Here is a 25,536-nt window from a genome sequence, read left to right as displayed (position 1 = left end):
CTTTTCAGGGCCCGCATGTTCACGGAGTCGATCGCGCAACGGGACCAGTCCAGCTCGCCGCGCGAGCCGAGCTCGTCGAGGACCAGGCGGTGGAGTTTGGCCCACACGCGGGCCTTCGTCCACTCGGTGAAGCGACGGTGAGCCGTCGCGCCGGACGGCCCGAACGACGCGGTGGGCAACTGCTGCCACGTGCAGCCTGAGCTCGCCACGAAGACGATCGCGGTCAGGACTTCGCGGTCGCCGTGCCGACGCCGACCACCGCCCTGAGGCCGCGATGGCGCCTCCGGCACCACCCGCTGGAACAACTCCAACAACTCATCCGGCATCAGCCGCTCAACGATCCCCGCCACGACTGGCAGCCTACCCAACCAAATGAGATGACGTCTTAGCGGACGAGCAGTGGGCGTTGATCGAGCCGATGATCACGGCCTGGAAGCAGGAGAGGGTGGCGCGGTCAGCGACCGGAGATCCCGGGTCCTGCGATCTGAGGAAGATAGTGAACGCGATCTTCTATCAGAACCGGACGGGCTGCCAGTGGCGCTATCTGCCTCATGACTTCCCGGCCTGGTCGGCGGTGTTCTACTACTTCGGCCTGTGGCGCGAGGACGGGCTCGACCAGCGGATCCAGGAACTCCTGCGCTGCCAGGTGCGGGAGAGAGCCCGGCGATGAGAGGACCCGTCCCTGGTGATCACCGACACCCAGTCCGTCCGCGCGGCCGCGGGTGTCCCGAAGACCACGACGGGACTGGACGCCAACAAGAAGGTGTCGGGGCGCAAGCGGGGACTGGCCGTCGACGTTCTGGGGCTGATCATCGGCGTCGTAGTGCTGACCGCCTCTGCCCATGACATCGCCGCCGGCACCGCCCTGCTCGATCAGGTGGCCGAGCGGTGCGGGATGCGTCTGGAGAAGGCCCTGGTGGACCGGGGCTTCAAGGACGAGGTTCTCATCCACGGCGCCCTGCTGGACATCGACGTCGAGGTCGTCCGCCGCAACCCCGCAGACCAGGGCAAAGGCTTCGTCCTGCAACCGAAGAGATGGATCGTGGAGCAGGTTAACGGCACGTTGATGCTGCACCGCCGCCTCGCCCGCGAGTACGACCACCGCCCCGACACCTCCGCCTCGCGCGTCTACTGGGCTTCCATCGCGAACATGGCCCGCCGCCTCACCACACCCGCCCCCCACCTGGCGCGACACCCTCGGGCTGGCCGCGTGAACATCAGCGAGCTCCTGGCAGACCTCCAGGGCCAGCACGACGAAACCACGGCCCGGGCCGCTGAACTACGCGACCAGATCGACCACTTGACTGCCGCCCTGGCCGAGACCGAAGCACGACTCGCAGACCTGGCCACCACCCGGAAGATCATCGTCGAACGCATCCCGCCCGGGACCGAGCCCGATCCGCCCGAGACGAACACCGCCTACCAGGCCATCGTGAACGCCTTCAACCAGCACCCCGGCCGGGCATTCCGAGCCCGCGAGCTGCACGAACTCCTCGGCATGCCCACCGACGAGGCGACCGTCAACGTCACCCGCAGCCGCCTCGGACGCCTCGTCCGACAAGGCTTCCTCACTCAACCCGGACGAGGCCGCTACCAGAAACGGACTTAACGTCCACTCAGCGAACCAGCGACCACCCCGCACACCAACAAGCCCTCCTCTGAGCGTCACCGGAGCCAGACGATCAAGACGGAGGCTCACTGTCCAGGGGGTGCTGCGCCTCATACCGAAGGGGCCGCCCAGGCGAGACGCATGTGCGTGTGCCACGCCGCGCCCCCGCGATCCGTGTGCGGCTCAGGGCGTCCGGAGCGTCGCCAGATAGGTGGACACCAGTGTGCGGGCCCAGTCGGCGGAGGCTGGCTCGGGGGTGAAAATGGCGCGATAGTAGAGCGGGCCGAGGAGGAAGTCCGCCGCGGTCTCCACGTCGAGTGCCGTCCCCCCGCGGTCCTGTTCGCGCCGGATGATCGCGCCGAGCTGGCGGTGGCGGTCCTCGACGCAGGCGCAGCCGCCTGCCGGGCCGGAGCCGATCGTCGCCCGCATGAGGGCAAGCGTGTCCGGGTCGGCAACGTCGGTGGCCACGTCGGCGAGCCAGCGCTGGAGGTCGCCGGCGAGGGAGCCGGAGTCGGGGACGACCAGGTCGTCGGTGAAGCGGCTGGTGGCGACGTCGTTGAGTAGCTGGGCGGTGGACCCCCAGCGCCGGTACAGGGTGGTGGGGTGCACGCCGGCGCGCGCGGCCACGGCAGGCAGGGTCAGTGTCTCCGCTTCCTCCTCGGCGAGGAGTTCTGCGACGGCGCGATGGACGGCCGCCCGCACCTTCGCGGAGCGGCCGCCGGGACGTACCTGGGTCAACAAGTCAGCCATGGGGAAATTATCGCACCGATCGCTGCGTTAGTGGTAACGTCCTAAACGCATCGATCACTGCTTTTGGAGTCGCGTCGTGTCCGGTCCCGCCCCGTCCCAGCTCCAGCCCTCCCTGCCGCCCACCGACCGGGTGGCGCCACCGAAGGAGAGGCGACGACGGCTGAGCCGTCCCGTCGCCTTCGCCTCCCTCGCGGTCGTCTTCGTGCTGTTCATGGCCGCCTCCAGCGCGCCCTCCCCGCTCTATGTCGTCTACCAGCAGGAATGGCACTTCTCCGCCACCACCCTTACCACGGTCTTCGCCGTCTACGTGCTCGGCATGATCGGGGCGCTGCTCATCCTCGGCGCCCTCTCCGACCACCTCGGCCGCCGTCCGGTCCTGCTCTCCGCGATCGCCCTCGAAGCGGTCTCGATGGTCCTGTTCCTCACCGCGGGCAACGTCGGCCTGCTGCTGACGGCACGCTTCATCCAGGGCATCGCCACCGGGGCCGCCATGACCACGCTCGGCGCCGCACTGTCCGACCTCAACCCCGCGCACGCCCCGCACTGGGCTGGCCTCGTCACGGGCACCGCGCCCACCTTGGGACTCGGACTGGGCTCGCTCGGATGCGGGCTCCTCATCGAGTACGGGCCGCACCCCACCCGCCTCGTCTACGTGCTGCTGCTCCTCGCCCTCGTGGTGGCCGGCGCCCTCCTGTCGGCCCTGCCCGAGACCTCGCTGCGCCGCCCGGGCGTCGCCCGCTCGCTCCAGCCCCGCCTGCGGGTCGCCCCCCACCTGCGGGCCGACCTGCTGAGCCTGGTCCCGATCCTCATCGCGAGCTGGGCGCTCGGCGGCCTCTACCTCTCGCTCGGCCCGTCCGTCGCCGTCGGCCTGTTCGGTCTCTCCAGCCACGTCGTCGGCGGACTCGTGGTCACCCTGCTCACCGGCCCGGCCTTCCTCACCGCCCTCGCCCTGCGCGGCTGGTCCGTCGGACGGACCCTCGCCGTCAGCGCGACCCTGCTCCTCGTTGGCACGGCCGTCGCCCTGACCGGTGTGGAGGAGCACTCCCTGACCGCGGCCGCCCTCGGAACCGCGATCGCGGGCGTCGGCTTCGGCGGCTCCGCCCTCGCCAGCTTCGGCACCCTGGCCCGGATAGCCCGCCCCGCCGAACGCAGCGAGCTGCTCTCCGTCGCCTTCGTCATCTCCTACCTGGCCTTCAGCATCCCGGCCGTGATCGCCGGCATCGCCGCCACGCACGCCGGCCTGCAGGACACGTTCGTCACCTACGCAGCGACGGTCGCCGCCCTCTGCGCCCTCGCCCTGCTCGCCCAACACCTGCGCGCGACCCGCACCCCCGCCACCGGAGGCGTTCCCCAGGTGTGAGGAACCGCCCGGGAACCGGTCGCCGCGGCCCGCTCGAGGCCGCGGCGACCGCGGTGCGTCGGACGTTCGGCTGCCGTCCGCCCGGTCCCAGCCGGGCCGGGAGGCGTTCGCCACGCACTGGTTGTGCACCCGGAGGCGGACCATGGCGGCGTCCAGCAGCGGAGCAGACAGGTCGAGGCGCTTCGCCGCACGGGCGAGGGAGGCCAGGACGTGCTCGACCTCCGTGGGCCGCGCGTCCAGGACGTCCCGGTACATCGAAACCCTCCTGCGTCACGGTGGCCTGCAGCGCGACGCAGGCGGTGTCAGGAGGGGGTGACCGGCCGCGCCGGCCACGGCGGCCTCGGCGAGGACCGCGTCGGCGAACCCCTTGCCGCCGCCCACCGCCGCCACGTCACTGATAGTGCCCTGCGCGAGGCAGGTGATGGTGGTGGTCGTGGCGATGAAGACCCACTTGTGCCACATCGACGTGAGGACACGGTCGGAGATCTGTTCAGAGGACGATGCCGTGCAGGGCGCGGCGGTCGCCGGACATCGCGTAGCGGCGGGCGGCCAGGCCGTGCTCGAGGGGCTCGCCGACCTCTTCACAGAACAGCGCGAGGACGTCGGCGGCGTCGGCGTCGGACAGGTAGGCCGGGGCAACTTCGAGCATCAGCTCGCCGATCGCATGGGTGTTGGCAGCGAGTTCGTCGACGGCGCGGCGGAGATTGGCGAGCGCAGGATCCGCCGGCGGATCGGCGGGCGGCGGAGGCGGGGCAGTGCGGACGTCTCGGACAGCCTGGCGGACCACCACGCGCACCGTCGGCTCATCGAGGGCCGTCAGGCCGCTGTGGGCGAGCGCGGTGAGTCGGCGGGTGATCATCTCCGTGACATCGTCCGTACGGGCGGAGACGGCGAGCAGGGCGCGCTGGGACAGGCCGTAGTCGAGCGCGGCCGCGGTGGCCGGGTCGGTGTCTCGCGTGCGAGACGTCACCGACGGTGACCGCGCCGTGGATCGCAGCCAGGGCGCGAGCGACGTCCAGGAGCCGGTATGCCTGCACGCGGCTGATGCCGAACTCCGCGGCGCAGTACGCCTCCCACGAACCGGTCCCAGGCGAGGGCTTCGGCCGTGCCGCAGCGGGCGGTGTCGCACGTCGTGGCCTGGTCGGGGGCGTGCCAGGACTCCGGCTTGGAGAAGGTGAGGACGCCGCCGTGCCTGCGGGGCTGCCCGCCACACGGGGTGGAGCGGCGCGGGCCGGCATCCCGGAGCATGACCCGGTCCGAGCGCAGCCGGCCGACCAGCTCGACGGGCAGGCCGGCCAGGACATAGGCGAGGCGGGTGACGTCGTAGCCGGTGTCCATGACGACGAGGATGTCCGCGTCGCCAGGCCGCCACTGCCCGGCGTGCACCAGCCGGGTGACCACCTCGCGCAGCCGGGTCGCGGTCACCAGGGCGGCATCGTCGGACGGTCCCAGCCGGATCGCGTCCAGGACGTGCGTCCCGTCTCCAGGGCGGCGACGAAGGAGTAGGGCCAGCCGGGGACGACCTGATCCGCGCTGCGGCCCCGCCCGTAGACGTGGCAGAACAGCAACTCCGGTGGGGGCGTCGGGACGCAGCCAGTTGCTCACATCCATCGCGAGCACGATCCGCCCGTCGGCGGCACGCGGCAGCGGCGTGGAGGCCAGCAGCCTGCGCAGGCGGCGCGGCTCCAGCCAGCCGTGGTTGACAGCGTCGTACATCGCACCGTGCCCACGCCGGTGCTCGGCAGTGAGCGTCAACTCGACCAGCGACGTCACCGGCCCGTCCGAGCACAGCACCGCGTCGGTGAGCTCGAAGAGCGCATCCGCCCGGGTGTAGAGGCAGTCGCAGAACTCGACACGAAAGTGGGACAGGACACCCAAGACGGCATCAGCGGACAGTTCAGCGGCAAGACTCTTCACCAGCGGCCGTTCCTTCACGCGACGTTGCTCGACACCTCGAAGCGTGAAGAACGGCCGCCCTGCTGTCCGTGCGTGACCGAGCGCGCCGGGTGACGGCGCTGGCGGGGCTGTGACGGTGGCCGGAGCAACCGTGCCAGTCCAGGACGGCACTGGCCCACCCGCCGCACGGGTCGTGGACTGCGCCGGTCAGAGCACGGACCGCTTTCCGTGAGTGTCCGTCGCAAAGTGGCGTGACGGCGAGCCGCGCGTCAGGGCTGGACCTGGAGCGCCCAGGCCTCCGGCACGCCGAGGTCCTCATACAGCCGCTGGCGCTGGCCGAGGCTGAGGGTGGTGGTGGCCGCGGCCAGGAGGCCGGCCTCCTGGCCCGGTACCGCCTCGACGACCCCCCGCGCGATCGCTGCCCGCACGGCTGGCGGCAGAGCGGGAAGCATCCGGCGAAGGTCGGTCAGAGCCTCCTCGGGGGTGCGGGAGCCACGGAAGGCGGCGAGGACGGCGTCCAGCTCCGTGTCGCCGGCGTACTGCCACAGTGCCGGCATGGCGACTGTCTCCTCGAGGTGAAGGTGCGCGAGGTAGGCGCTGATGACTTCGTTCAAGGCCAGGTAGAGGGCGTGCTGGGCCTCCGGCAGGGCATCGGCGGGGGTGCCAGGGAGCGAGCGTGCCTGCTCGTCGAGTGTGGTGAAGGCGGCGTCGAGGCGTATGTGCTCGGCGTCCAGTGCGTCGGCTGCCTCGGGGGCGCGCTCGCGCAGGAGCTGGTGGATGAAGGTGTCCTCGTGGTCGGCGTGCTCACGCAATTCCTGGGTCATGGCCAGGCAGCGCTCCGCCTGCTCGGCCGCGGCGCCACTGTGAGTGATGTCCGCGGCGCCGAGTTCGGTGGCGAGGGTGAACAGCCGCGCACGCTGTCCCATGTGGACGTTCCGGTAGAGGTCGACCTTGGGCATGGTCTGTCCTTCGGGTAGCCGATCCAGTACGATGACAACACATTGTCTTTCTAGCAACATGTTGTCAAGTGAAGGAGTGTGCGATGCCGGACGAGGCAGCCCTGCTGATCGCCGACGTCTTCGAGGCAGCCGGCGCCCTGCGCCGGCTAGGCGAGCAGACCGCCGCAGCAGAAGGCCTCACCCAGGCCCGATGGCAGGTCCTCAGCGCCGCCTCCGAAGACCCGCTCACCGTCCCCCAGGCCGCACGCCGCCTCGGCGTCAGCCGCCAGAACGTCCAGCGCGTCGCCAACGACCTCGTGTCCTTCCGGCTCGCCTCCTATGAGCCCAACCCGGACCACCGCGGCTCCCCCCTGCTCACCCTCACGCCCCGCGGCAGGGAGTCACTCGCCCGCGTCACCGCCAGGGCCGAACAACTGCACCGCACCCTCTTCGCGGCCATCCCCGACAAGGAGATCCACGCCACCAGGACATCGCTGCGGCGCCTGCTGGCCGAACTCGACCGCCACGAAGGAGAAGCAGGCAAGCGCTAGAGAGACACCCCGGCGAGGAGGGTGCGAAGGTCGATGACGCGGTAGCCGCGGGCGGCGATCGCATCGAGGATCCATGGCAGTGCCTTCGCGTCGATCACCTCGCCCTGGCCCTCGGTCGTACCGACGGGCATCTGCACGATCGCCTGGCTTCGTTCACTTCGAGAACCGACAGCACCTGTACACAAGTTTGGGGCGTCGGCGGCGCATCGTGTTCGATGTTCATGAGATGCGACAGCACCCGCGCTCGCCGATGAGCGGCGTGCCAAACCCGGCGTGGAGCCAGCATCCGCGAGCTACTGGATGCTGGAGCGGTGCGGATGGTCGGGATCGGTGGGGCAGGCGAAGACGTTGAGCTCGCCGAATCGGCCCACGGTGACCTCGGTGGGGGTGGCGCTCCGATGGGTGGGCAGGTCTCGGTCTTCCAGCGGCGTCCAGCTGCCGCTGCCGCCGTCCCACTCCGAGCTGTCGATGGTCAGCAGTAGGTGCATCGGCGTCCTGCAGGTCTGGCAGTCCATGGGGTACGGGTCGGTGGCGTGCCAGGAGGCGAAGCCGCCGACGCGCCAGCCGGGCGGGATGGACAGGTCGTACTGATAGCCGACCGGCTCGTCGTCCGCCGACTGCTCGGCCTCCTCCTCGAGAGCTTCCTCCCAGGTGTCGATCCGGACGCATAGGTCCTCGGGCAGGAAGCCGGCGAACGGGTAGCTGACCACCTGCTCCGGGTGCAGCACGCAGGGCTCGGGTACGAATCCGGCGGACCCAACGACCAGCGGCTGCGGGGGCACGGCCAACACCTGACCGACCTGCCACGACCGCCGCCAGCGCAGCTGCAGCTTCACGTCGTACCGGCTCGGGTCGTGTGCGTCGAAAGGGCACCAGAACACCTGGAGCAGGTCGCAGTCCTGCGGCCCCTCCGGCAGGTCCGGGACATCCCGCCGGTACAGCTGCGCCAGGCCGATCATTGGCAGCGGATCCGTCTCCGACACCTCCGGAAGCCGGTACTCCAGGCTCAGCTCGGCCAGAAGCTCTCGTTCCTCCTCCGTGGGGCCCGGGCTATGTTCCCTAGCCCATGCGGCAGCCAGGACTTGCCGGTAGCAGTGGATGTCGGCCGAGCGCCGGCCCCGGCCGAGGCCGTGCGCTTCACCGCACACCGGCCACGGCTCCTCTGCCGGCCACAGCATCGGACCGCCCACCGAGCTAGTACTGCAACCGCATCTGGGGGTTGTGGTCTCGACGTTTGTAGTGGGAGCGGCGGGTTCGGGCCTGGCTGTGTCTACGGAAGTGTGACCAGTGCAGATGGTGTTCGTTGGTGTGGTGGCGGGGCGTGATGACGATGGGCCCGATCAACCGGCGGATCTCGGGGACGCTGAGGGGTATGAGGTTCTGCTCGTCCTGTGCGTTGCCCCTTTTGTGGCTTCTTGTGCGCGGACTGCGGTCAGGTAGGCGAGTGCGGCCATCGACAGGGTGATGTGCCGGTACCAGGCCCGGTAGAGCCGGACCTGGTAGTGGTCCAGGCCGCACTCTCCCTTGGCGGTCTGGAAGCACTCCTCCACCGCCCACCTCGCTGCGGCGGCTTTGACCAGGTCTTTCAGCCGCGAGGAGGCCGGTCCGTAGCAGACGTAGTACGCGATCTCGGTGGGGTCGCTGACACTGCGGCGGGCCAGCACCCAGTGCCCGAAGCCGTCTTCCCAGCAAGGGCGGATCGCGACGCGTGCCCAGTCGTAGACGCGTTCGCCGTGCGCGCCCGGCCCGCCCGACAGCCGCTTCCAACGTTGCCGGGGCAGCGCGGCGATCAGCTCGTCGACCCGTTTCTCGGACCAACGGGTCGTGATGACCGTGTCGTTGACCTTGGCGGCCATCACATGGGCGATGCCGCGCTGTTCCAGCCAGAAACGTGTGTGCTTGACCTGCCCGTATGCCTCGTCCGCGGTCACCCATGCGAACGGCACACCGGCGTCGACGGCGCGTTGCAGCATCTGCCTGAAGTGCTCGTTCTTGGTCGCGAAACGGATCTCGTCGCCGATGCCGGCGGCCCGACAGCGGTCCCGGTCATCGGTCCAGGAGGCCGGGAGGTAGAGCTCGCGGTCGATCAGAGCACGTCCCCGGGCCGAGGCGTAGGCCAGGAAGGTGCCGATCTGGCAGCTTTCCGTGCGGCCGGCAGTACCCGAGTATTGGCGCTGGACACCGGCGGATTTGGTGCCCTTCTTCAGGAAGCCGGTGTCGTCGCAGATCAGGACGCCGTCTGGGCTGCCGATGGTCTCCACGACGAAGTCACGGACGTCGTCTCGGACCGCGTTCTCATGCCAGTCGGAGAGGTTGAGCAGACGCTGGACGCCGTCCGGGCGGAGCTGGCCGACCTGCTCGGCCAACGTCCAGCCGTTCTTCCTCTCCAAAGGTGCGACCAGCCCCTGAAGGTAGTCCAGTGCCCGCTCGCGCGGCTCGGACCTGCCAAAACGGTGGGCGAACCGGGCATGCAGCCCGGCTATCCCCTCGGACCACAACTCAACCTGCTCGACCGTCAGCGCATCAGCACACAGTCACATCAACGACAGGCGACGTTGATCGTCACCCCAGATGCGGTTGCAGTACTAGCCCACCTGCGGTGCGGTCACACCTACGCCCAGCTCGCGGCCGGATTCGGCGTCGGCGTCGCCACCGTCTATCGGTACGTCGCCGAGGCGGTTGAGATCCTGGCCACCCACGCCTCCGACCTCGCAACTGCCGTCCGCACCGCGCCCCGCAAGGCGTTCGTGATCCTGGACGGTGCCCTGCTGCCGATCGACCGGATCGCTGCCGACCGCCCCTTCTACTCGGGCAAGCACAAGAAGCACGGCATGAACGTGCAGATCATCGCCGATCCCCTCGGTCGGCTGCTGTGGGCCTCGCCCGCGTTGCCCGGCGCAGTCCACGACGTCAAAGCCGCCCGCACCCACGGCGTCGTCGACGCCCTGACCGACGCCGGTGTGCGCTGCTGGGCCGACAAGGGCTACCAGGGAGCCAGCGGCACCGTCTGCGTCCCCTACCGCGGCCGCTGGGGCAAGCTCTCCGCAGGCCAGCGGGCCGTGAACGTCTCCCACGCCGAGATCCGCGCCGTCGGCGACCAGGCCATCGCAACCCTGAAGACCTGGCGGCTGCTGCGCAAGCTCCGCTGCAGCACCACGCGCATCACCGACCTGGTCAAAGCCATCCTCGCCCTCCACCGGGTGACATCACGCTGAGGCCGGAAAGTGGCTCACGGCCATCCAGGGCATCATCACGCCGCGCCCACACGGCGGCGCACCCTGATGCCGGACGAGACAGCAGTAACCGGGCACGCCACGCACTTGACCGGCGCCGATGATTGTGACCGTCGGCGCCGGGCGTCAGCCACGACCTGGGCGGCACCGGCCCGCGAACGCCGTCCCTGCCCGGCTCAGGGCGCAAGCACAACCCTGCCGAACACCTCCCCCGCGTCCATCTCGCGGTGGGCCAGCACCGCCTGGTCCAGCGGCAACACTTCATGCACGACCGTGCGCAGGTCCCCGTGCGCAGCATCGGCGAAGTGGGACGACCGCACGGCCTGCCGGTCGGGGCCGGGCACGGTGTCAGAGCTGAAAGTGGCGAACGACAACGACCTGCGGAAGGCGTCCATCAGCCGCATGCCGAAGTCCGCCGGCGGCTGCCCACCGACCACACCGACAGCCACATATCGCCCGTTGGAGTTCAACTTGTCCAGGAAAAGGGGAAGCTGGGGACCCCCCACGACATCGATCACCACGTCGAAGCCCGCCGGTGCGTCCAGGCCGTCCTGGCCGGAGCGGTCAAGGACATGGGTCGCGCCCAGGTCCCGCAGACGAGCGCCACGCTCCACCGACGAGGTGGTGACCGCCACCGCGCTCGCGCCGTCCCTGGCTGCGAGCTGCACCGCCGTAATCCCGATGCTGCCCGCCGCACCGCGCACGAGCACTGTCTCGCCGGGCGTGAAACGGGCCCGGTCCAGGGCGAAGTGGGCGACCACGCCGGAGCCGCCGAGGGTCACCGCGTCGGCGCCGGTCAGACCGTCGGGCAGCGCAAGGACGTCCTCGACTACGGCGACGGCCTGCTCGGCATACCCACCGGACAGGCCGGTGAACGCCCACACCCGCCGCCCGATCCACGAGGCGTCCACGCCCTCTCCCACCGCGGTGACCCTTCCCGCGACCTCGCTGCCGAGGAGATGGCCCTCCCGGAAGCCGTAGGCGGCAAGCGTTCCCCGGCGGATCACGGCGTCCACGCCGCCTACCCCGATCGCCTCCGTGGCGATCTGCACCTGCCCCGGGGCAGGAACGGGTACGGGCACATCGACCACCTCCAGGCCATCCGGGTCTCCGAACGTCCTGATCACGACGGCTTTCATCTCTGCTCCTCGGGTCGGCGGAGGGACGGATTGCAGCTGCTGCGGCCGTGGGCGTCGGGCCAGCCCCACAGCCGGGGCATCACCGGCGAAGTGCCGGGACGGGGCGGCAGCACCGCCATCGGACCGTAACGGACGCCCCCGTCCGCTTGGCTAAAGTGAGAAACGATGACCAGCCATTTGCCTCAGACTGTGCGCTCCGACGCCCGCGACAACCGGGCCCGCATCCTGGACGCCGCCCGCGCGGTGTTCGGCGAAGAGGGCCTGAGTGCGCCCATGCGCGAGGTCGCCCGGCATGCAGACGTCGGCCCCGCCACGCTGTACCGGCACTTCCCGACCAAGCAGGCACTGATCGTGGAGACCTTCGCCGAGCAGCGGCGAGCCTGCCATGCCGCCGTCCGCGACGCCCTTACGGACTCGGACCCGTGGCACGGATTCCGGAGCCTGATCGAGCGGATCTGCGAACTCCACGCGCACAGCCGGGGATTCGCCGACGCCTTCATGACGGCCTTCCCCGGGGTCATGGACTTCGCCGCCGACCGGGAGCGGACACTGCGCGCGGTCGGCGAACTGGCCCGCCGCGCCCAGGAGACCGGCCAGCTGCGCTCCGGCTTCGTCGTCGACGACCTGATCCTCATGCTCATGGCCCACCGGGGCCTCCAAGACACGCCGAGTGCCGCCCGGGTCACGGCCTCCCGCCGCTTCGCCGCCTACGTGATCGAGGCGTTCCGCGCCGCACCAGAGACGGGAGCGCCTACGCCGCTGCCGCCAGCACCACGCCTGCAGCTCACGCACTCGCCCAGCACGCCATAAATCCGTCACCTAGAGCTCCGTCAATCCTTACCGCCCGACAGCCTTGTCAGGGTCCCTGCCGCAGCCAGGTTGGAAAGGGCTCAGTGGACGCTGTTCTCGATCGTCCAGTGGCCACGCGCCCAAGCCGCGATCTCCTCGGCGCTCGCCTGCTCGGCGGTCAGGTTGGTGACCGCGTAGACGACCTCCTCGCTCCACTTCTTCGCTCCGATCGGGCGGCGCCGACGGCGGATCCGGACGACCTGACGGGCGTGGGGAAATGCCGAGGCTCTGGCCGACCTGGACGCCGTAGCCCGCCCGTAGGACAGCTCGGCCTGGCAGCGGCATGCGAACCGGACAACAGTTGAGTGACTGGTCGCTCTCTTATATGATGAGGGTATGGCCAGACCACGTAACGAGGAGCGCCGCCTGTCGATCCTGGCGGCGGCCGAGCAGGTCATCGCGTCCCAGGGGATCGGGGCGGCGTCGACGGCGGTGATCGCGAAGGCGGCCAGCGTCTCCAACGGCTCGCTGTTCACCTACTTCGACACCAAGACCCAGCTGCTCAACGAGCTGTACGTCGCGCTGAAGACCGAGATGGCCGAAGCCGCCCTGGCCGGCATGCCACAGGACGGCGGGCCACGTGAACAGGTGCGCCACATGTGGGAGCACTGGGCGCGCTGGGCGACCGGCAACCCGGCCAAACGGCGAGTCCTGGCCCAGCTCCAGGTCGCCGAAGACGTCACCGAAGACAGCCATCGCCAGGCGGGCCTGGCCGCGGCCGGAATCGCACAGCTGCTGGAGCGCGCCCGCGCCGGCGGCCCGGTCCAGGACGTCCCGCTCGGCTTCGTCCTCACGTTGGCCAACGCCCTGGCCGAAGCCGCGATCGACGAGATGATCCGCGACCCCGGCCGCGCCGCGGCCAACGCCGACACCGCCTTCGAAGCCCTGTGGCGCGTCCTGGCCGGCACCGGCATGCCCGACCGGCCGGAGACCGCCAGCACCTGAACCCCCTCGACAAGGGACCGACGAAGACCATGACCACTCGCCCCCGCCCCGCGTGGATCATCACCGGACCCACCTCCGGCATCGGCTACCGCACCGCCCTGGAACTCGCCGCCCACGGCACCCTCATCCTGGTGGGCCGCAGCCCCGCCAAACTCAAGGAAGTCGAGAACGAGATCAACGCCCGTCCCGGCGGCCACGCCGTCTCGGTCGTCTGCGACTTCGCCGACCTTCCCAGCGTGCACCGCGCCGCCGAAGAGATCGCCGCGCTCGGCCTGCCGGTCGCCGGCCTGCTCAACAACGCCGGGATCATGCCCACTGCGACCAGCACCACCGCCCAGGGCTGGGACCTGGCCTTCACCACCAACCACCTCGGCCCGTTCGCCTTCACCCAGGCACTGATCCCGCACCTGCCCGACAGCGCGAACGTCGTCTTCACCTGCTCCGCCGTCGAGGACCCCGAGCGCAAGCCCGCCGTCATGGCCGGCTTCCGCGGCGCCCGCTACATCACGGCGAATGACAGCCTGCACGGCCGCTGGCAGCCGGGCGGGTCGACCAAGCCCGGCTACGACGCCTACGCCACCTCCAAGCAGGCCAACCTCGCCACCGTCCTCGCCTTCGCCCGCGAGACCCCCCGCCTGCGGTACAACGCCGTCGAACCCGGATTCAACCCCTCCACCGGACTGAGCCGCGACGCCAACCCCGCCCTGCAGTTCCTCGCGGCCCACGTCTTCGGCCCCCTCGCCCCGCTCATGCCCGGCGGCAGCACACCCAAGCGCGCCGCCCGCATGATCACCAGCGTTCTCACCGACACCTCGAACAGCACCGGCGTCTACTACGACGAGAAGGGCCACCCCATGCAGGGCTCCACCCAGGTCCGCGACACCGCCTTCCAGAACCGCCTCGTCGCCGAGACCCGTGCCCTGCTCGCCGACCTCACCGACACCGTGTCCCCCAGCAGCTGAGCCGACATGCCCACCAGGGGGATCGGCGCCGCCCTCGGCACGCCGACCAGCCCGCCCCGCAACAGGCCCAACCACCGCCCAGACATGGGCAGTTCCGAGACGACCAGACACCTGGTTCGCGCCGGAGCAACGACAAGGCTGAAGCCATGTCCGGGAGTGTCCGATATGACCTGATGGCTGGCGCTCGGGCATGAAACGAGCACGGCCCTTGTAGATCATGGAGTTCTCTGGACTTCAAGATCTACAAGGGTGTCGTGCTCGTTGCTCTCTCTTCCCCCATGTCCTTGGCGCCGACGCGTGCGGCCTTCATCACTCCGGCGCTTCGGCTCGCGGAGTCGGTGGTGCCCGAGGGGCTGCTCGACGTCCTGGCTCAGGTGCCGGACCCGCGCGATCCTCGCGGGGTGCGCTACCGACTGGCGACGCTGCTGGCGATCGGGGTCTGCGCGCTGACCACCGCCGGCCGCAACTCCCTTGTCGCGATCGGGGAGTGGCTGCGCTGCTGCGACCAGCGGGTCCTGGCCGCCCTCGGTTGCCCTTTCGACCCGATGACGGGACGGATCCGGTGCCCCGACGAGAAGACCCTGCGCGACGCTTACGGCAAGGTCGACCCCGCCGCGCTGGCCCGGGCCGGCTACCAGCGGCTGGCCGCCCTGGCCGAGCAGGAGGCGACGGTGACCCCTCTCACCCCCGAAGGGCTCGCGGAGCGCGAGCAGCGCCGCGCCCACCGCGCCGCGCTGAAGGCGAGGGGCCGACCCGCGCGCGGCGACGGGCCTTCGCAGGGGACGGCAAATGCCTGCGCGGGGCGAAGCGGCCCGACGGCTCCAGGGTCTACGTCTTCACCGCGGTACGCCACCAGGACGCGCTGACCGTAGCCGCCCGCAAGGTCGGCGCCAAGACCAACGAAATCCCCGAGTTCCAGCCCCTGATGGAACAGATCCCCGCCGAGGAACTCAAAAACGCCGTGGTGACGCTGGACGCCCTGCACGCCCAGCGCGAGCACGCCCGCTACCTCGTGGAGGAGCGCGGCGCCCACTACCTGCTGTCTGTGAAGAGGAACCAGAAGAACCTCGCTCGGCAGCTCAAGTCCCTTCCCTGGAAGCAGATCCCGGTCCTGCACCGCGCCAGCGAGCGTGGCCACGGCCGCGAGGAGATCCGCGAACTCCAGGTCGTCAGCGTGAACGGGCTGCTCTTCCCCCAGGCCCGTCAGGTCGTCCGGATCCGCCGTCGGCGCCGCCCGATCGGAGCGAAGAAGTGGAGCGAGGAGGTCGTCTACGCGGTCACCGACCTGACGGCCGAGCAGGCGAGCGCCGAAGAGATCGCGGCCTGGACGCGTGGCCACTGGGCGATCGAAAACAGCGTCCACTGGGTCCGTGACGTCACCTTCGGCGAGGACGCCCGCACCATCCGCACACGTAACACCCCCGCCGTCATGGCCATCCTCGGCGACATCGTCCGCGACACCCTCCGGACCCTCGGCTGGGCCAACACCGCCAGCGCCAGACGCGCCCACACCGACCCCACAAGCGTCCTTCGAGTCCACGGCATCACGTGATCAAACCGGACATTCCCGGAACACTCCGGGGCCCTGCCATTCGTCCCCCTGGCGATCTGGTGCGATGTGATGATTCATCATTCCAGGGCGGCCCACGCCGGTGGGCGGTTTCCCAGCGTCTGGTGCCCCTCCAGGCCGCCTGAGAGATGATCTTCGCCGATGTGCAAGCTCCGGCGGTTGGCCGGTCCCGCCCGACATGACAGGCCTCACCTCGCTGATGTGGCGCTCCCCAAGACCGTGGCGGACACAGTTCCCGAGGACGGACGCCACACCGGCCAGCCACGGTCGTGAAATCCATTTCTCCAGTTCCGGATGCCCGGCGGTGCAAGGACTGAGCCCCGCTGACCTGCTTCATCGCGGCGTTGATCGCGGTGCTGTGCACGGCGCGGCATCCGGCCCGACCGCGCGGCAGCAGGACCCTGTACGGCCGATTGCTAGTCATCGGTATCAGTGGCTAGCTATCGTGGCGGGTATGGGAAAGCAGACGAATATCCGGCTGAACGACGAAGTGAGGGCGGCCGCCGAGGACCGGGCCAAACGCCGCGGCCTGAGCCTTCAGGGGTATGTGGCCGATTTGATCGAGGCCGATGTGAACCAGTCGCGTGCCGCCTTCATGGCCGGCGCCGCGGCATTCCTGGCCGCGTACGCGGACGCGTTCGAGGCGGAGGTCGGTGAGGACCGGTACCCCGGGCTTCGGGAAGGGCTGGCGAAGAGCGCTCCGAGGGACGCCGCGTGAATCTCCGGATCGACCTCACTTGGATCTTGGCCGTGGCACAGCAGATCCCGGGTGATCCCCAGGTCATCGACTACGGCGTGCCGGTCGCCACGGAGGCACGTCATCGGGCCGAGGTCTTGGACCGCGAGGTCTATCCCGAGCCCCATCACAAGGCGGCGGCGCTGCTGTGCGAGTTGGCGAGAAACCCGAGCCTGGAAGTGAGGAACCTTCTGTTCGCGGCCACAGTGACCGCTGCGTACTTGTCGGCGTGCGGCCTGCCTGTGAGCCCTGGCCTGGACACCGTTCTTCCGCTGGCCCGCGCCGCCCGGGACGGGCTCCCGGTGCGGGAGGTCGCCGCCCAGATCAAGACCTGGACGAGCTGATTCTCTCGTCATGTGAGACCTCTCCGGAAGTGCGGGCCGAGCTGGAGGTGGCGTTGGAGCGCCACGGCCCGACGCAGATTCCCGGGTCCCGGAGCGGAATGAGTCGTAGCGGCTGCACTGGCTGGCGGGCGGTCCTGGGGGCGGCGGGGCGCTGTCACGTTGTTGGATGTGTGGGTGTCTGACGGTGCGTCGGGGCATGGTGGGCCCGCGGTCCGGGCCTGTGTTCAGGCCGTGGTGGGCCGGCCGGCAGTGCCTGTGATCTGGTCCCGGATCGCGAAGCGGATGGTCATCTCGGCGCGGTGGTCGGAGGCCGTCATCAGGTGGCGGCGGGGCCGGAAGTGGGGTGAGACGCCGCTGAACGCAGACAGGAACCCAGGGCTCCGTCAAGTTCCGTGATTGCGTGGAGAGTTGGTGATCAGCCGGTAGGGGCGGATAGCAGGGCACGGGGGTTCGTGATCATTTTGGTGTCGACCTCGATTCTTCTAAGGGCTGACGGGGGCGTCGTGAGCGGCTGGTTGCCCGATATGTCCCGTGCCGTGTCGGGACTGGCTGTCGCGTGACGCTGCAGGGCGTCGGGTTCCACGGGCCCGAGGGTGGTGCGACGCTCTCCTCTGCGGCGTCGTCGGGGCGGTGGCCAACCGTCAGGTGAGGGCCGGCAGCCGGGCGGCCTGCTGCCAGGCGGTGGTGAATGTGATATACACCACAAGATCATGACCGAGGCGGCTACTCGGCGTCACCACCGACTACGGACCAGAGCCGAAGACCATACAGACCCACGGTGTAGCCCGTGGGCGCGATCGCCAGACCGTCTTCCAGCGTGCCGTTGCAGTACTCGGCGAGGCACCGCCGCCTACGCGGTCCATGTCATCCACGATGTCCTCGGTAACCCGGTACATGATGTCCGGGACTTTGCCCTTGAAGTGGTGGTAGAGGGCAGTAGGAGCCACTCGACGCGCCGGCTGATGGGTGGGGCGTTGTCGCAGCCACGACCCGGCTGGGTGGTCACCGTGCCGTCATCGGCTCCGGTGCGCTGTGGGCGCGACGGTAGGCCAGTGGTGACAGGCCCAGGTGCGTGTGGAAGTGCTTGCGCAGGGCGACGGGGTCGCCGAAGCCGCAGACGGTGGCGATCCGTGCGACGGTCAGGTCGGTGGACTCCAGCAGCAGGCGCGCGTGCGCCAGCCGCCGCTGCGCCAGCCATTTCAGCGGGCTGCTTCCCACCTCGCTGCGGAACCGCCGGGTGAAGGTGCGCACGCTCATGTGCGCGTGCCGGGCCATGTCCTCCAGTGTGACCGGCTCGGCCAGCCGGTCCAGCGCCCACTGCCGGGTCGCCGAAGTGGAACGGTCGGTGTCCTGCGGAACCGGGTGCTCGATGAACTGGGCCTGCCCGCCCTCGCGCCACGGCGCCACGACGCAGCGCCGCGCGGCGGCCGAGGCCACCGCCGCCCCGTGGTCCAGACGGACCAGGTGCAGGCACAGGTCGATGCCGGCCGCTCCGCCGGCGGACGTAAGGATGCGTCCGTTGTCGACGAACAGGACGTCCGGATCGACGTCGACGTCGGGGAACAGCCGCGCCAGCGCGTCAGACAGCGCCCAGTGCGTGGTGGCCCGCTGACCGTCCAGCAGACCGGCCGCCGCGAGCAGGAAGGCCGAGGTGCACAGGCTGACGATGCGGGTTTGCGGTCCTATCCGGTCCAGCGCCGCGGCGAGTTCCTCGGGGAGCGCGCCGGTCGCGAGCAGCTGCTCGCTGGGCTCCTGTGTGGCCAGAACGACGGTGTCCGCGGTCTCCAGCGCAGACTCGTCGTGGTCGACGACGATCCGGTAGTCCTCGTGCGTGCGTACCGGCCGGCCGCCGAGGGAGCAGGTGCTGACGGAGTACAGACGGGTCCCGTCCGGTTCACAGGCCTCGTTGAACACCCGGGCCGGGATGCCCAGGTCCAGCGGCTGGACTCCGTCGAGGGCGAGAACGACAACACGATGCGTCATGGCTGGAATGGTACGACAGATGTCCTCCCGGCCACTCACCCGCCTCTGCGGGCACACGCCACGCTTTCTTGTGCCGGGACCGCGGTCCCGGCACAAGAAACAGTGAGACGGACATGAGCGAGGACAACATGAGTGAGCACACGATGCGGGCAGTCACCGTCACGAAGTTCGGCGGAGCGGAGGTGCTGACCGTCGAGGAGGTCGCGCGCCCCGAGCCGCTGCCGACCGAGGTGCTGGTACGGGTGCACGCCGCCGGGATCAACCCGGTGGACTGGAAGACCCGCGAGGGCCAGGGCATGGCGGGGCTGCAGACGCTCCCGCTGATCCTGGGCTGGGACGTGTCCGGTGTCGTCGAGGAGGTCGGCTTCGGCGTCACCACCCTGAAGGTCGGCGACGAGGTCTACGGCATGCCGTGGTTCCCGCGTGCCGCCGGCGGCTACGCCGAGTACGTCACCGCCCCGGCCCGCCAGTGGGCCCGCAAGCCGGCCACCCTCGACCACGCGCACGCGGCCGCCGTGCCGCTGGCGGCGCTGACCGCCTGGCAGACCGTGGTCGACACCGCCCACGTCCAGGCCGGCCAGCGCGTCCTGATCACGGCCGCCGCCGGCGGGGTGGGCCACTTCGCGGTCCAGTTCGCCCGGCACCTGGGCGCCCACGTGATCGCCACCGCCAGCGCCGCACGCCACCCCTGGCTCAAGGAACTCGGCGCCGACGAGACCATCGACTACACCACCACCCGCTTCGAGGACGTCGTCAAGGACGTCGACGTCGTCATCGACCTGGTGGGCGACGCCCATGACCAGACCAGCACCCGCTCGCTGAAGGTCCTGCGCCCGGCCGGCCTACTGGTCGCCGTACCGGCCGGCGTCTCCCCGGAACTGGCCCAGGCCGCCGAGGCAGCCGGCGTGCGCGTCACTGCGTACCTGGTCGAGCCGGACGGTCCCGCGCTGACCACGATCGCCCGCCTGATCGACGCCGGTGAGGTCGCCGTCGAGGTGGAGGAAACCTTCCCGCTGGAACAGGTCGGCACGGCCCACGCCCACGTCGAGGCCGGCCGCACCCGCGGCAAGGTCGTCCTCACCGTGACCGACTGACCTTCCCTGCAAGCAGTCAGGAGCAGCACCGTGTACTACGAGATCCGCCGCTACCAGGCGCAGCCCGGACGCCGCGAGGAGTGGGTGCGCTACATGGAGGACGTGGTCATCCCGTTCCAGGCCTCGCTGGGCATGGACGTGACCGCCTCCTTCGTCGACGCCGAGGACGAGGACGGCTACGTGTGGATCCGCCGGTTCGAGGACGAGGCCCAGAGCGAGGCCCTGTACACAGCCGTGTACGAGCACGACCGCTGGAAGAACGAGATCGGCCCGGTCGTCTACGGCCTGCTGATCCCCGAGAAGTCCGTCGTCACCCGCGTGGTCCCCACCCCGGCCTCACCCCTGCGGTGACCTGGCTTGCGGCCCCTCCACCCGACGCGCACAGCACAGCAATAAAGGAACATTCATGAGCACCATCACAGTCCAGAAGTCGGCCCCCGCCTCGTCAATCACCCAGGCCGCCGCCGGCACACTCATCGCGGCAGTACACACCGCCGCTGCCCGGATCGGCTTCACGGCGGCCGTCGCCGTCACCGACCAGGGCGGACATCTGAAGGCGTTCGATCGGGCCGACGACGCGCCCTTCCTCACCGCCGAGGTCGCCCTCGACAAGGCGTGGACAGCGGCCTCCTTCCACATCCCCACCCACACGTGGAACGACTACCTCGCCAACCCGCGGGTCGCGCCGCTGGCCGGTCACCCTCGTCTGATGGCCGTCGGCGGCGGCTACCCGATCATCGACAACGGCCGGTGCATCGGGGGCCTGGGGATCTCCGGCGGCAGCTACGAGCAGGACCAGCAGGCCGCCGAGGAGGCCCTGGCCGCTCTCGGCTTCGAGCTGCCCGGTCACTGACCGACCACCGGAGTGTCGGCCTGTGGCGCCTGGACGACGCAGACCTCAGCGAAGGTCCCGAACTGCAGTGGCTGGCTCCAGAACTGGCCGACGACACGGTCGCCAACGCGAAATCGCGTCACGTCGTCACCGATCGCGGTCACGGTGCCGGCGCCATCCAGACCGGGCCGGGCTAGGGCTCCGTCAAGTTCCGTGATTGCGTGCAGGGTTGGTGATCGGCCGGTAGGGGCGGACAGCAGAGCAGGCACGGGGGTTCGTGATCATTGTGGTGTCGAAGCCAGATGATCACGAGGACGTCCCGTGCCTGCTGTTGCATCTTCCCCCATCCCTGCCGTGCTGGAGAAACTGGGGCCGCTGGACGCGGACCGGATCGCTGACCTGCGTCCCTACCTCGAATCGGTGCCCGACCCGCGCTCACGCCGGGGCCGGTGGTACTCGCTGACGGCGATCTTGCTGGTGTGTGCCTGCGCGGCCGTCTACGGCGCGAAGAGCATCGACGAGTTCGGCGAGTTCGGCGAGTTCGGCGAGCGGGCCACGAACTCGCTGCTGGCATCCCTCGGGGTACGCCGTCACCTGCTCGGCTGGCGGCGCAGCCCCAAGCCGGTCACTCCCGGACGCGTCCTTCAGGCACTTGACGGCGACGCCCTGGACCAGGCTGTGTGCGCCTACCTGGCCGACCGGCACCGCATCACCGCGTCCGCGGACGTGCCCGGGGCCCGATCGCGGCAGGTCATCGCCGTGGACGGCAAGGCCCTCAAGGGTTCAGCCGGCCTGGACACGCCGCGCCGTCACCTGCCCTCGGACATGACGGACGCGGAGTGGGTCGTGGTCCGGCCGCTGCTGCCGGTGCCGGGCTGGCTGCGTGGGCGGGGCGGCCGGCCGGAGGCGTACTGCCACCGGGCGATGCTTGATGCGATCCGGTATCTCGTGGACAACGGGATCAAGTGGCGGGCGATGCCCGCCGACTTCCCGCCGTGGGACCGGGTTTATGCGTTCTTCCGTCGCTGGCGTGACCATGGTCTGGTCAGGGAGTTCCACGACCGGCTGCGCGGACAGGTCCGGACGAGGCTGGGCCGGGATGCGGAGCCGACGGCCGCGGTGATCGACTCGCAGTGCGTCAAGGCGGATGCCGTGGTCGGCTCGGACAGCCGTGGCTTCGACGGCGGCAAGCTGGTCAACGGGCGCGAGCGGCACGTCGTGGTCGACACCCTCGGCCTGCTCCTGGCGGTGATGGTCACGGCCGCGGATGTCGGCGACCGCACCGCCGCGAAGGTCCTGCTCGAGCAGGTGGCCGACGCGCACCACCGGTTGGCCCTCGTCTGGGCCGATGCCGGCTACACAGGCAGCCTCGTCGAGCACTGCCTGGCCGCGTTCGCCTTGGTCCTGGCGATCGTCAAGCGCAGCGACGACATGCGCGGCTTCGTGGTGCTGCCCAAGCGGTGGATCGTCGAGCGCCTCTTCGCTCACCTGATGCGCAGCCGCCGCCTGGTCCGCGACTTCGAGCGCCGCACCACCAGCGCCGAGGCGATGATCTACTGATCGATGATCGGGCTCATGACCCGCCGTCTGGCCCGGCCACATCGCGGGCGAGCGTGAACCGGCCCGGTGTCGGCTCGGCCAGCCAGCCGCGCGCGACCAGGCGTTTCGCCTTCGACCGCAGTGCCTCCACCCGAGCCGGCACCACGTCCATGCCAAACACGGCGGCCATCTCCTGGCAGGTCAGCGGCCCTTGGCCGAGCCGCCCCCGGTCCGCGAGCGCTTTCAGGATGCGCTGGTAGTCCGCCGACAGCACCGACCAGGCAAGCCCCTGTCGCCACACCGGCACCTGCGTCTTCGGCTTCGCCGCATCCCGGACCATCGACGGCGCGACATCATTCTGCGGATCCGCGGCGGCCTCGGCCTCAGCGGTATCGGCGTCGTCCGGAGCCAGCACCGTATCGACCCGCCTGCGGGCGATCACCCACTCCTGCCCCTCCTGCTCGGCCGCGGCCAGCTCGGCCTGGACACGGTCGGCCTCCTCCCGCAGCTCGTCCACGCGTCGGCAAGCAGCAAGCTCATGCTGTTCCAGCAGTCCAACGACCGACGGCATCCGCGACCTCCCGAAGAGCGGCGACACGACAGGCCACAGCTCCCACGGAATCACCGGTCCTATGCCTGACCAGCTAAAACGTCGCCTTCAGGTTCGGAACAACAACAGCTTGAGTCGGCATCGAGCCCTTCGACGAGTACGTCGCCAAGTTCTCCATGGCGTAACGCCCCGTTCCCCGTCGCGTCCGGTGGATCACTGCCCGGGCTCACCCGCCGCGGGCATGATCCGCCGGACGGGCCCATAGGCGCTCGCCTGGAAGGTGCGTCGGTACGCCGCCGGGGACACCCCGACTATGGAACGCATGTGCTGACGAAGGGAGTTGGCCGTGCCGAAGCCCGAGCGGTGGGCGATCATGTCGATGGACAGGTCGGTCGACTCCAGGAGGTGGCGGGCGAGTTCGATGCGCTGGGCTGTGAGCCAGCGGCCCGGCGTCATGCCTGCCTCCTCGCGGAAGCGGCGCGTGAAGGTGCGCAGGCTCATGCGGGCGTGCTCGGACAACTGGCCCAGGGACAGCGGCTGGTGGAGACGTTCCAGGGCCCATTCCCGGGTGGCGGTGGTGCTGGCGAGGGTCGGTTCGGGGACCGGGCGTTCGATGTACTGCGCCTGTCCGCCGTCGCGCCACGGCGGTACGACGCAGACGCGGGCGACGTGATTGGCGATCGCAGCGCCGTGGTCGCGGCGGACCAGGTGCAGGCACAGGTCGATGCCGGCGGCCACGCCCGCGGCGGTCAGGACGTCGCCGTCGTCCACGAACAGCACTCCCTCGTCGACCTTCACCCGGGGAAAGGCCCGCCGGAAGTCACTGGCGTGCTGCCAGTGCGTGGTGACGGGGCGGCCGTCCAGCAAACCCGCCGCGGCGAGCACCCACGACGCGGTGCAGATCGACACCATGCGGGTGCCCGGGCGGACCCGGGCGAGTGCGGCAGCCAGGGCCGCCGGGAGTGAGCCGTCCGCCTCGATCAGGGCGTCAAGGGCGCCAGTGGGCGGGATCACCACGGTGTCCGCCCGTTCCAGCGCCTCGCCCCCGTGCTCCACGGAGGCCGTGAACCCGGCGTCGGTGCGCACCGGGTGGCCGTCCGGGGTGCACACGGCCACCTCGTACAGCGGGCGCCCGTCGGAGCCTTCGGCGGTGCCGAACACCCGGGAGGGAATGCCGAGTTCGAAAGGGTAGACGCCGTCCAGCGCCAGGACGGCCACCCGATGAAGGTCACGAGCGGTCATGGCCAGATCCTGTCACATCATGACCAGACTGCCAGCATCATGATCGTCCGCTCTGCCGCAGGCTTGTCCCATGAACAGCGTGAAAGCGCCCAATACCAGGGATTTGCTGTTTAATTCACCGCTTCATGGAAGAGGAACACCTGTGAGCACCATGCGCGCCATCAGCCCCCGCAAGTGGGGCGCCCCCGAGGTCCTGGCCCCGGTCGAAGTAGAACGGCCGGAGCCCGCACTGACCGAAATCCTGGTCCGCGTCCACGCAGCGGGCGTCAATCCGGTCGACTGGAAGATTCGGGGCTCCGGGGCATTCGGGGAGACGGGACCCACGCCGATCCTGGGGTACGACGTCTCGGGGACCGTCGAGGCGGTGGGGCCCGGCGTGACACTGTTCCGGCCCGGCGACGAGGTCTTCGGCATGCCGCGCTTCCCGGAACTGGCTGGCGGGTACGCCGAGTTCGTGGTCGCGCCCGCGCGCCGCTTCGTCCGCAAGCCGGCCGGCATCAGCCACGTCCAAGCCGCCGCACTGCCGCTGGCCGCCCTCACGGCCTGGCAGGCACTGGTCGACACAGCCCGCCTGTCCGCCGGGCAGCGGGTGCTGGTCCACGCGGCGGCCGGCGGCGTCGGCCACCTCGCCGTACAGATCGCCAAGGCGCACGGTGCGTACGTCATCGGCACAGCCACCACCGCCAAGCACTCCTTCCTGAGAGGGCTCGGCGCGGACGAGGTCATCGACTACACCGCCGTGGACTTCACCACGGCGGTACGGGACGTGGACGTGGTCCTCGACGCGATCGGCGGCGACTACGCGGCCCGCTCCCTCGAAGTACTGCGCCCCGGCGGCCACTTGGTCACCCTGCCCTCCCCCGACGACCTACCGCCCGCCGAGCGCGCTGTCGAGCTGGGCGTACACACCGGCTGGACGGTCGTCGAGCCGGACCACGCGGCACTCAAGGCGATCACCGCGCTCGTCGAAGAGGGCAAACTGCACGCCGCCATCGACACGGTGCTGCCGCTCGAGCAGGCGGCGAAAGCCCACGCGTACGGCGAACAGGGCCGCACACAGGGCAAGATCGTCCTGACCGTGGACCAACCAGCCACCCCGGAGACACCGGCCGACCGCGATCGCTAAGCCACGGCAACCGACGACAACGCCGCAGAGACGGGGGCTGCCCTGCCCGAACGAAGTTGAGAGCTCGGGGAAGCGCCAGGACCCGCCACCCCGGACAAGATCCGCCGGACAGGCCCTAGTACTCCAGTCAGAAATCGTGTCCTGAGCTGGTTCTTCTCGTTGTCCGGTCGTGGAGGGGATTGCTGAAGTCGAGGGCTGGGCTGAGGAGTTGGAATCCGTCTTCGCTCGGGTGGCGGGCCGGTTCGGTCGTGCGGATCTGCGGTGGCGGATGCGGGACTACGTCCGCGG

The 25,536-nt window shown here is 70.0% G+C and carries 28 protein-coding genes and 5 pseudogenes; 16 read left to right on the top strand and 17 right to left on the bottom strand.

The window, feature by feature from the left end:
• On the bottom strand, positions 1 to 326 hold a 326-nt coding region (locus ACH47Z_RS45110), incomplete at its 3' end, for a transposase (protein ID WP_399085817.1).
• A 92-nt stretch (positions 327 to 418) separates the two neighbouring features.
• On the opposite strand from ACH47Z_RS45110, the pseudogene ACH47Z_RS45105 reads away from it, so the two are divergent.
• Positions 419 to 1,214 (top strand): annotated as a pseudogene (locus tag ACH47Z_RS45105) (IS5 family transposase).
• A complete protein-coding gene (locus tag ACH47Z_RS45100; protein WP_399085805.1) occupies positions 1,211 to 1,609 on the top strand; it encodes a hypothetical protein in 399 nt (132 codons plus the stop codon). Before ACH47Z_RS45105 ends, ACH47Z_RS45100 begins: the two are co-directional and overlap by 4 nt.
• A gap of 183 nt (positions 1,610 to 1,792) precedes the next feature.
• Here ACH47Z_RS45100 and ACH47Z_RS45095 read toward each other — a convergent pair whose 3' ends face one another.
• Positions 1,793 to 2,359, bottom strand: coding sequence for a TetR-like C-terminal domain-containing protein (locus tag ACH47Z_RS45095; RefSeq protein WP_399085802.1), 567 nt, complete (start codon positions 2,357 to 2,359; stop codon positions 1,793 to 1,795).
• 76 nt (positions 2,360 to 2,435) lie between these two features.
• On the opposite strand from ACH47Z_RS45095, the gene ACH47Z_RS45090 reads away from it, so the two are divergent.
• Positions 2,436 to 3,719, top strand: coding sequence for an MFS transporter (locus tag ACH47Z_RS45090; protein WP_399085799.1), 1,284 nt, complete (start codon positions 2,436 to 2,438; stop codon positions 3,717 to 3,719).
• Positions 3,720 to 3,860: 141 nt separating this feature from the next.
• On the opposite strand, the pseudogene ACH47Z_RS45085 reads toward ACH47Z_RS45090, so the two are convergent.
• From ACH47Z_RS45085 to ACH47Z_RS45065, 5 genes and pseudogenes are all read right to left on the bottom strand, one after another.
• Positions 3,861 to 3,974, bottom strand: a pseudogene (locus ACH47Z_RS45085) (ketopantoate reductase C-terminal domain-containing protein); the annotation flags it as partial.
• A gap of 15 nt (positions 3,975 to 3,989) precedes the next feature.
• A complete protein-coding gene (locus tag ACH47Z_RS45080) occupies positions 3,990 to 4,181 on the bottom strand; it encodes a hypothetical protein (RefSeq protein WP_399085797.1) in 192 nt (63 codons plus the stop codon).
• Positions 4,182 to 4,209: 28 nt separating this feature from the next.
• Positions 4,210 to 4,689 carry a hypothetical protein gene (locus ACH47Z_RS45075; RefSeq protein ID WP_399085794.1) on the bottom strand — a complete coding sequence of 160 codons (480 nt, stop codon included), beginning with the start codon at positions 4,687 to 4,689 and terminating at the stop codon, positions 4,210 to 4,212.
• A complete protein-coding gene (locus ACH47Z_RS45070; protein ID WP_399085791.1) occupies positions 4,686 to 5,636 on the bottom strand; it encodes a transposase in 951 nt (316 codons plus the stop codon). Before ACH47Z_RS45070 ends, ACH47Z_RS45075 begins: the two co-directional genes overlap by 4 nt.
• Before the next feature lie 248 nt (positions 5,637 to 5,884).
• The gene (locus tag ACH47Z_RS45065; RefSeq protein ID WP_399085788.1) at positions 5,885 to 6,574 is read right to left on the bottom strand and encodes a hemerythrin domain-containing protein; all 690 of its coding nucleotides are present in this window, start codon (positions 6,572 to 6,574) and stop codon (positions 5,885 to 5,887) included.
• An 83-nt stretch (positions 6,575 to 6,657) separates the two neighbouring features.
• Here ACH47Z_RS45065 and ACH47Z_RS45060 point away from each other — a divergent pair, with 83 nt between their 5' ends.
• Entirely contained in the window at positions 6,658 to 7,104 is a 447-nt protein-coding gene (locus tag ACH47Z_RS45060; protein WP_399085785.1) for a MarR family winged helix-turn-helix transcriptional regulator, read from the top strand.
• Here ACH47Z_RS45060 and ACH47Z_RS45055 read toward each other — a convergent pair.
• From ACH47Z_RS45055 to ACH47Z_RS45045, 3 genes are all read right to left on the bottom strand, one after another.
• On the bottom strand, positions 7,101 to 7,241 hold the full coding sequence (locus tag ACH47Z_RS45055) for a hypothetical protein (RefSeq protein WP_399085782.1): 141 nt from the start codon (positions 7,239 to 7,241) through the stop codon (positions 7,101 to 7,103). The genes ACH47Z_RS45060 and ACH47Z_RS45055 overlap by 4 nt on opposite strands.
• 156 nt (positions 7,242 to 7,397) lie before the next feature.
• Entirely contained in the window at positions 7,398 to 8,252 is an 855-nt protein-coding gene (locus ACH47Z_RS45050; RefSeq protein WP_399085779.1) for a hypothetical protein, read from the bottom strand.
• Between the two features lie 192 nt (positions 8,253 to 8,444).
• On the bottom strand, positions 8,445 to 9,623 hold the full coding sequence (locus tag ACH47Z_RS45045; RefSeq protein ID WP_399085814.1) for an IS701 family transposase: 1,179 nt from the start codon (positions 9,621 to 9,623) through the stop codon (positions 8,445 to 8,447).
• On the opposite strand from ACH47Z_RS45045, the gene ACH47Z_RS45040 reads away from it, so the two are divergent.
• On the top strand, positions 9,573 to 10,319 hold the full coding sequence (locus tag ACH47Z_RS45040; protein WP_399085776.1) for a transposase family protein: 747 nt from the start codon (positions 9,573 to 9,575) through the stop codon (positions 10,317 to 10,319). The two genes, ACH47Z_RS45045 and ACH47Z_RS45040, sit on opposite strands and share 51 nt — an antisense overlap.
• A gap of 194 nt (positions 10,320 to 10,513) precedes the next feature.
• Here ACH47Z_RS45040 and ACH47Z_RS45035 read toward each other — a convergent pair whose 3' ends face one another.
• Complete coding sequence (locus tag ACH47Z_RS45035; protein ID WP_399085773.1) at positions 10,514 to 11,476, bottom strand: zinc-binding dehydrogenase; 963 nt, start codon at positions 11,474 to 11,476, stop codon at positions 10,514 to 10,516.
• 165 nt (positions 11,477 to 11,641) lie between these two features.
• Here ACH47Z_RS45035 and ACH47Z_RS45030 point away from each other — a divergent pair, with 165 nt between their 5' ends.
• Positions 11,642 to 12,286 (top strand): TetR/AcrR family transcriptional regulator, encoded by a 645-nt coding sequence (locus tag ACH47Z_RS45030; RefSeq protein ID WP_399085770.1) that lies wholly within the window; start codon positions 11,642 to 11,644, stop codon positions 12,284 to 12,286.
• Positions 12,287 to 12,369: 83 nt separating this feature from the next.
• Here ACH47Z_RS45030 and ACH47Z_RS45025 read toward each other — a convergent pair.
• Positions 12,370 to 12,543, bottom strand: a pseudogene (locus ACH47Z_RS45025) (ISAs1 family transposase); the annotation flags it as partial.
• A gap of 118 nt (positions 12,544 to 12,661) precedes the next feature.
• Between ACH47Z_RS45025 and ACH47Z_RS45020 the strand changes: the two are divergent.
• The 5 genes and pseudogenes from ACH47Z_RS45020 (at position 12,662) to ACH47Z_RS45000 (ending at position 16,882) form a co-directional block, all read left to right on the top strand.
• Positions 12,662 to 13,270 (top strand): TetR/AcrR family transcriptional regulator, encoded by a 609-nt coding sequence (locus ACH47Z_RS45020; protein WP_399085767.1) that lies wholly within the window; start codon positions 12,662 to 12,664, stop codon positions 13,268 to 13,270.
• A gap of 29 nt (positions 13,271 to 13,299) precedes the next feature.
• A complete protein-coding gene (locus tag ACH47Z_RS45015) occupies positions 13,300 to 14,232 on the top strand; it encodes an SDR family NAD(P)-dependent oxidoreductase (protein WP_399085765.1) in 933 nt (310 codons plus the stop codon).
• 278 nt (positions 14,233 to 14,510) lie between these two features.
• Positions 14,511 to 15,784: pseudogene (locus ACH47Z_RS45010) on the top strand (ISAs1 family transposase).
• A gap of 472 nt (positions 15,785 to 16,256) precedes the next feature.
• Positions 16,257 to 16,520: a hypothetical protein gene (locus ACH47Z_RS45005; protein ID WP_399085762.1), complete on the top strand. Its 264-nt coding sequence runs from the start codon at positions 16,257 to 16,259 to the stop codon at positions 16,518 to 16,520.
• Between the two features lie 32 nt (positions 16,521 to 16,552).
• Positions 16,553 to 16,882: a hypothetical protein gene (locus tag ACH47Z_RS45000; RefSeq protein WP_399085759.1), complete on the top strand. Its 330-nt coding sequence runs from the start codon at positions 16,553 to 16,555 to the stop codon at positions 16,880 to 16,882.
• Between the two features lie 224 nt (positions 16,883 to 17,106).
• On the opposite strand, the pseudogene ACH47Z_RS44995 reads toward ACH47Z_RS45000, so the two are convergent.
• Together ACH47Z_RS44995 and ACH47Z_RS44990 are read right to left on the bottom strand one after the other, a co-directional pair.
• Positions 17,107 to 17,253: pseudogene (locus ACH47Z_RS44995) on the bottom strand (IS6 family transposase); the annotation flags it as partial.
• Positions 17,254 to 17,884: 631 nt separating this feature from the next.
• A complete protein-coding gene (locus ACH47Z_RS44990) occupies positions 17,885 to 18,865 on the bottom strand; it encodes a GlxA family transcriptional regulator (RefSeq protein ID WP_399085756.1) in 981 nt (326 codons plus the stop codon).
• A 128-nt stretch (positions 18,866 to 18,993) separates the two neighbouring features.
• Between ACH47Z_RS44990 and ACH47Z_RS44985 the strand changes: the two genes are divergently transcribed.
• Genes ACH47Z_RS44985 through ACH47Z_RS44975 form a run of 3 tightly spaced genes read left to right on the top strand, consistent with a single transcriptional unit; the run spans position 18,994 to position 20,812 of the window.
• A complete protein-coding gene (locus ACH47Z_RS44985) occupies positions 18,994 to 19,959 on the top strand; it encodes an NADP-dependent oxidoreductase (RefSeq protein WP_399085811.1) in 966 nt (321 codons plus the stop codon).
• A gap of 30 nt (positions 19,960 to 19,989) precedes the next feature.
• Positions 19,990 to 20,310 carry an NIPSNAP family protein gene (locus tag ACH47Z_RS44980; protein WP_384577756.1) on the top strand — a complete coding sequence of 107 codons (321 nt, stop codon included), beginning with the start codon at positions 19,990 to 19,992 and terminating at the stop codon, positions 20,308 to 20,310.
• Between the two features lie 55 nt (positions 20,311 to 20,365).
• Positions 20,366 to 20,812, top strand: coding sequence for a heme-binding protein (locus ACH47Z_RS44975; RefSeq protein WP_399085752.1), 447 nt, complete (start codon positions 20,366 to 20,368; stop codon positions 20,810 to 20,812).
• Here ACH47Z_RS44975 and ACH47Z_RS44970 read toward each other — a convergent pair.
• The gene (locus ACH47Z_RS44970; protein ID WP_399085749.1) at positions 20,806 to 21,060 is read right to left on the bottom strand and encodes an alcohol dehydrogenase catalytic domain-containing protein; all 255 of its coding nucleotides are present in this window, start codon (positions 21,058 to 21,060) and stop codon (positions 20,806 to 20,808) included. The two genes, ACH47Z_RS44975 and ACH47Z_RS44970, sit on opposite strands and share 7 nt — an antisense overlap.
• 85 nt (positions 21,061 to 21,145) lie before the next feature.
• On the opposite strand from ACH47Z_RS44970, the gene ACH47Z_RS44965 reads away from it, so the two are divergent.
• Positions 21,146 to 22,351, top strand: a complete 1,206-nt coding sequence (locus ACH47Z_RS44965; protein WP_399085746.1) for an IS5 family transposase — start codon at positions 21,146 to 21,148, stop codon at positions 22,349 to 22,351.
• Positions 22,352 to 22,364: 13 nt separating this feature from the next.
• On the opposite strand, the gene ACH47Z_RS44960 is transcribed toward ACH47Z_RS44965, so the two are convergent.
• Positions 22,365 to 22,901, bottom strand: coding sequence for a hypothetical protein (locus ACH47Z_RS44960; RefSeq protein ID WP_399085743.1), 537 nt, complete (start codon positions 22,899 to 22,901; stop codon positions 22,365 to 22,367).
• A 192-nt stretch (positions 22,902 to 23,093) separates the two neighbouring features.
• Positions 23,094 to 24,122: a GlxA family transcriptional regulator gene (locus ACH47Z_RS44955; RefSeq protein WP_399085740.1), complete on the bottom strand. Its 1,029-nt coding sequence runs from the start codon at positions 24,120 to 24,122 to the stop codon at positions 23,094 to 23,096.
• A gap of 151 nt (positions 24,123 to 24,273) precedes the next feature.
• Between ACH47Z_RS44955 and ACH47Z_RS44950 the strand changes: the two genes are divergently transcribed.
• Positions 24,274 to 25,248, top strand: a complete 975-nt coding sequence (locus tag ACH47Z_RS44950; RefSeq protein WP_399085808.1) for an NADP-dependent oxidoreductase — start codon at positions 24,274 to 24,276, stop codon at positions 25,246 to 25,248.
• Positions 25,249 to 25,536: the final 288 nt, after the last annotated feature.

This window comes from Streptomyces sp. NPDC020192 (assembly GCF_044388685.1).
In the GTDB taxonomy this organism is placed as follows: Bacteria; Actinomycetota; Actinomycetes; order Streptomycetales; family Streptomycetaceae; genus Streptomyces.
The sequence above is the reverse complement of the archived record's forward strand: the minus strand, read 5'-3'. Positions and strand labels throughout refer to the sequence as shown.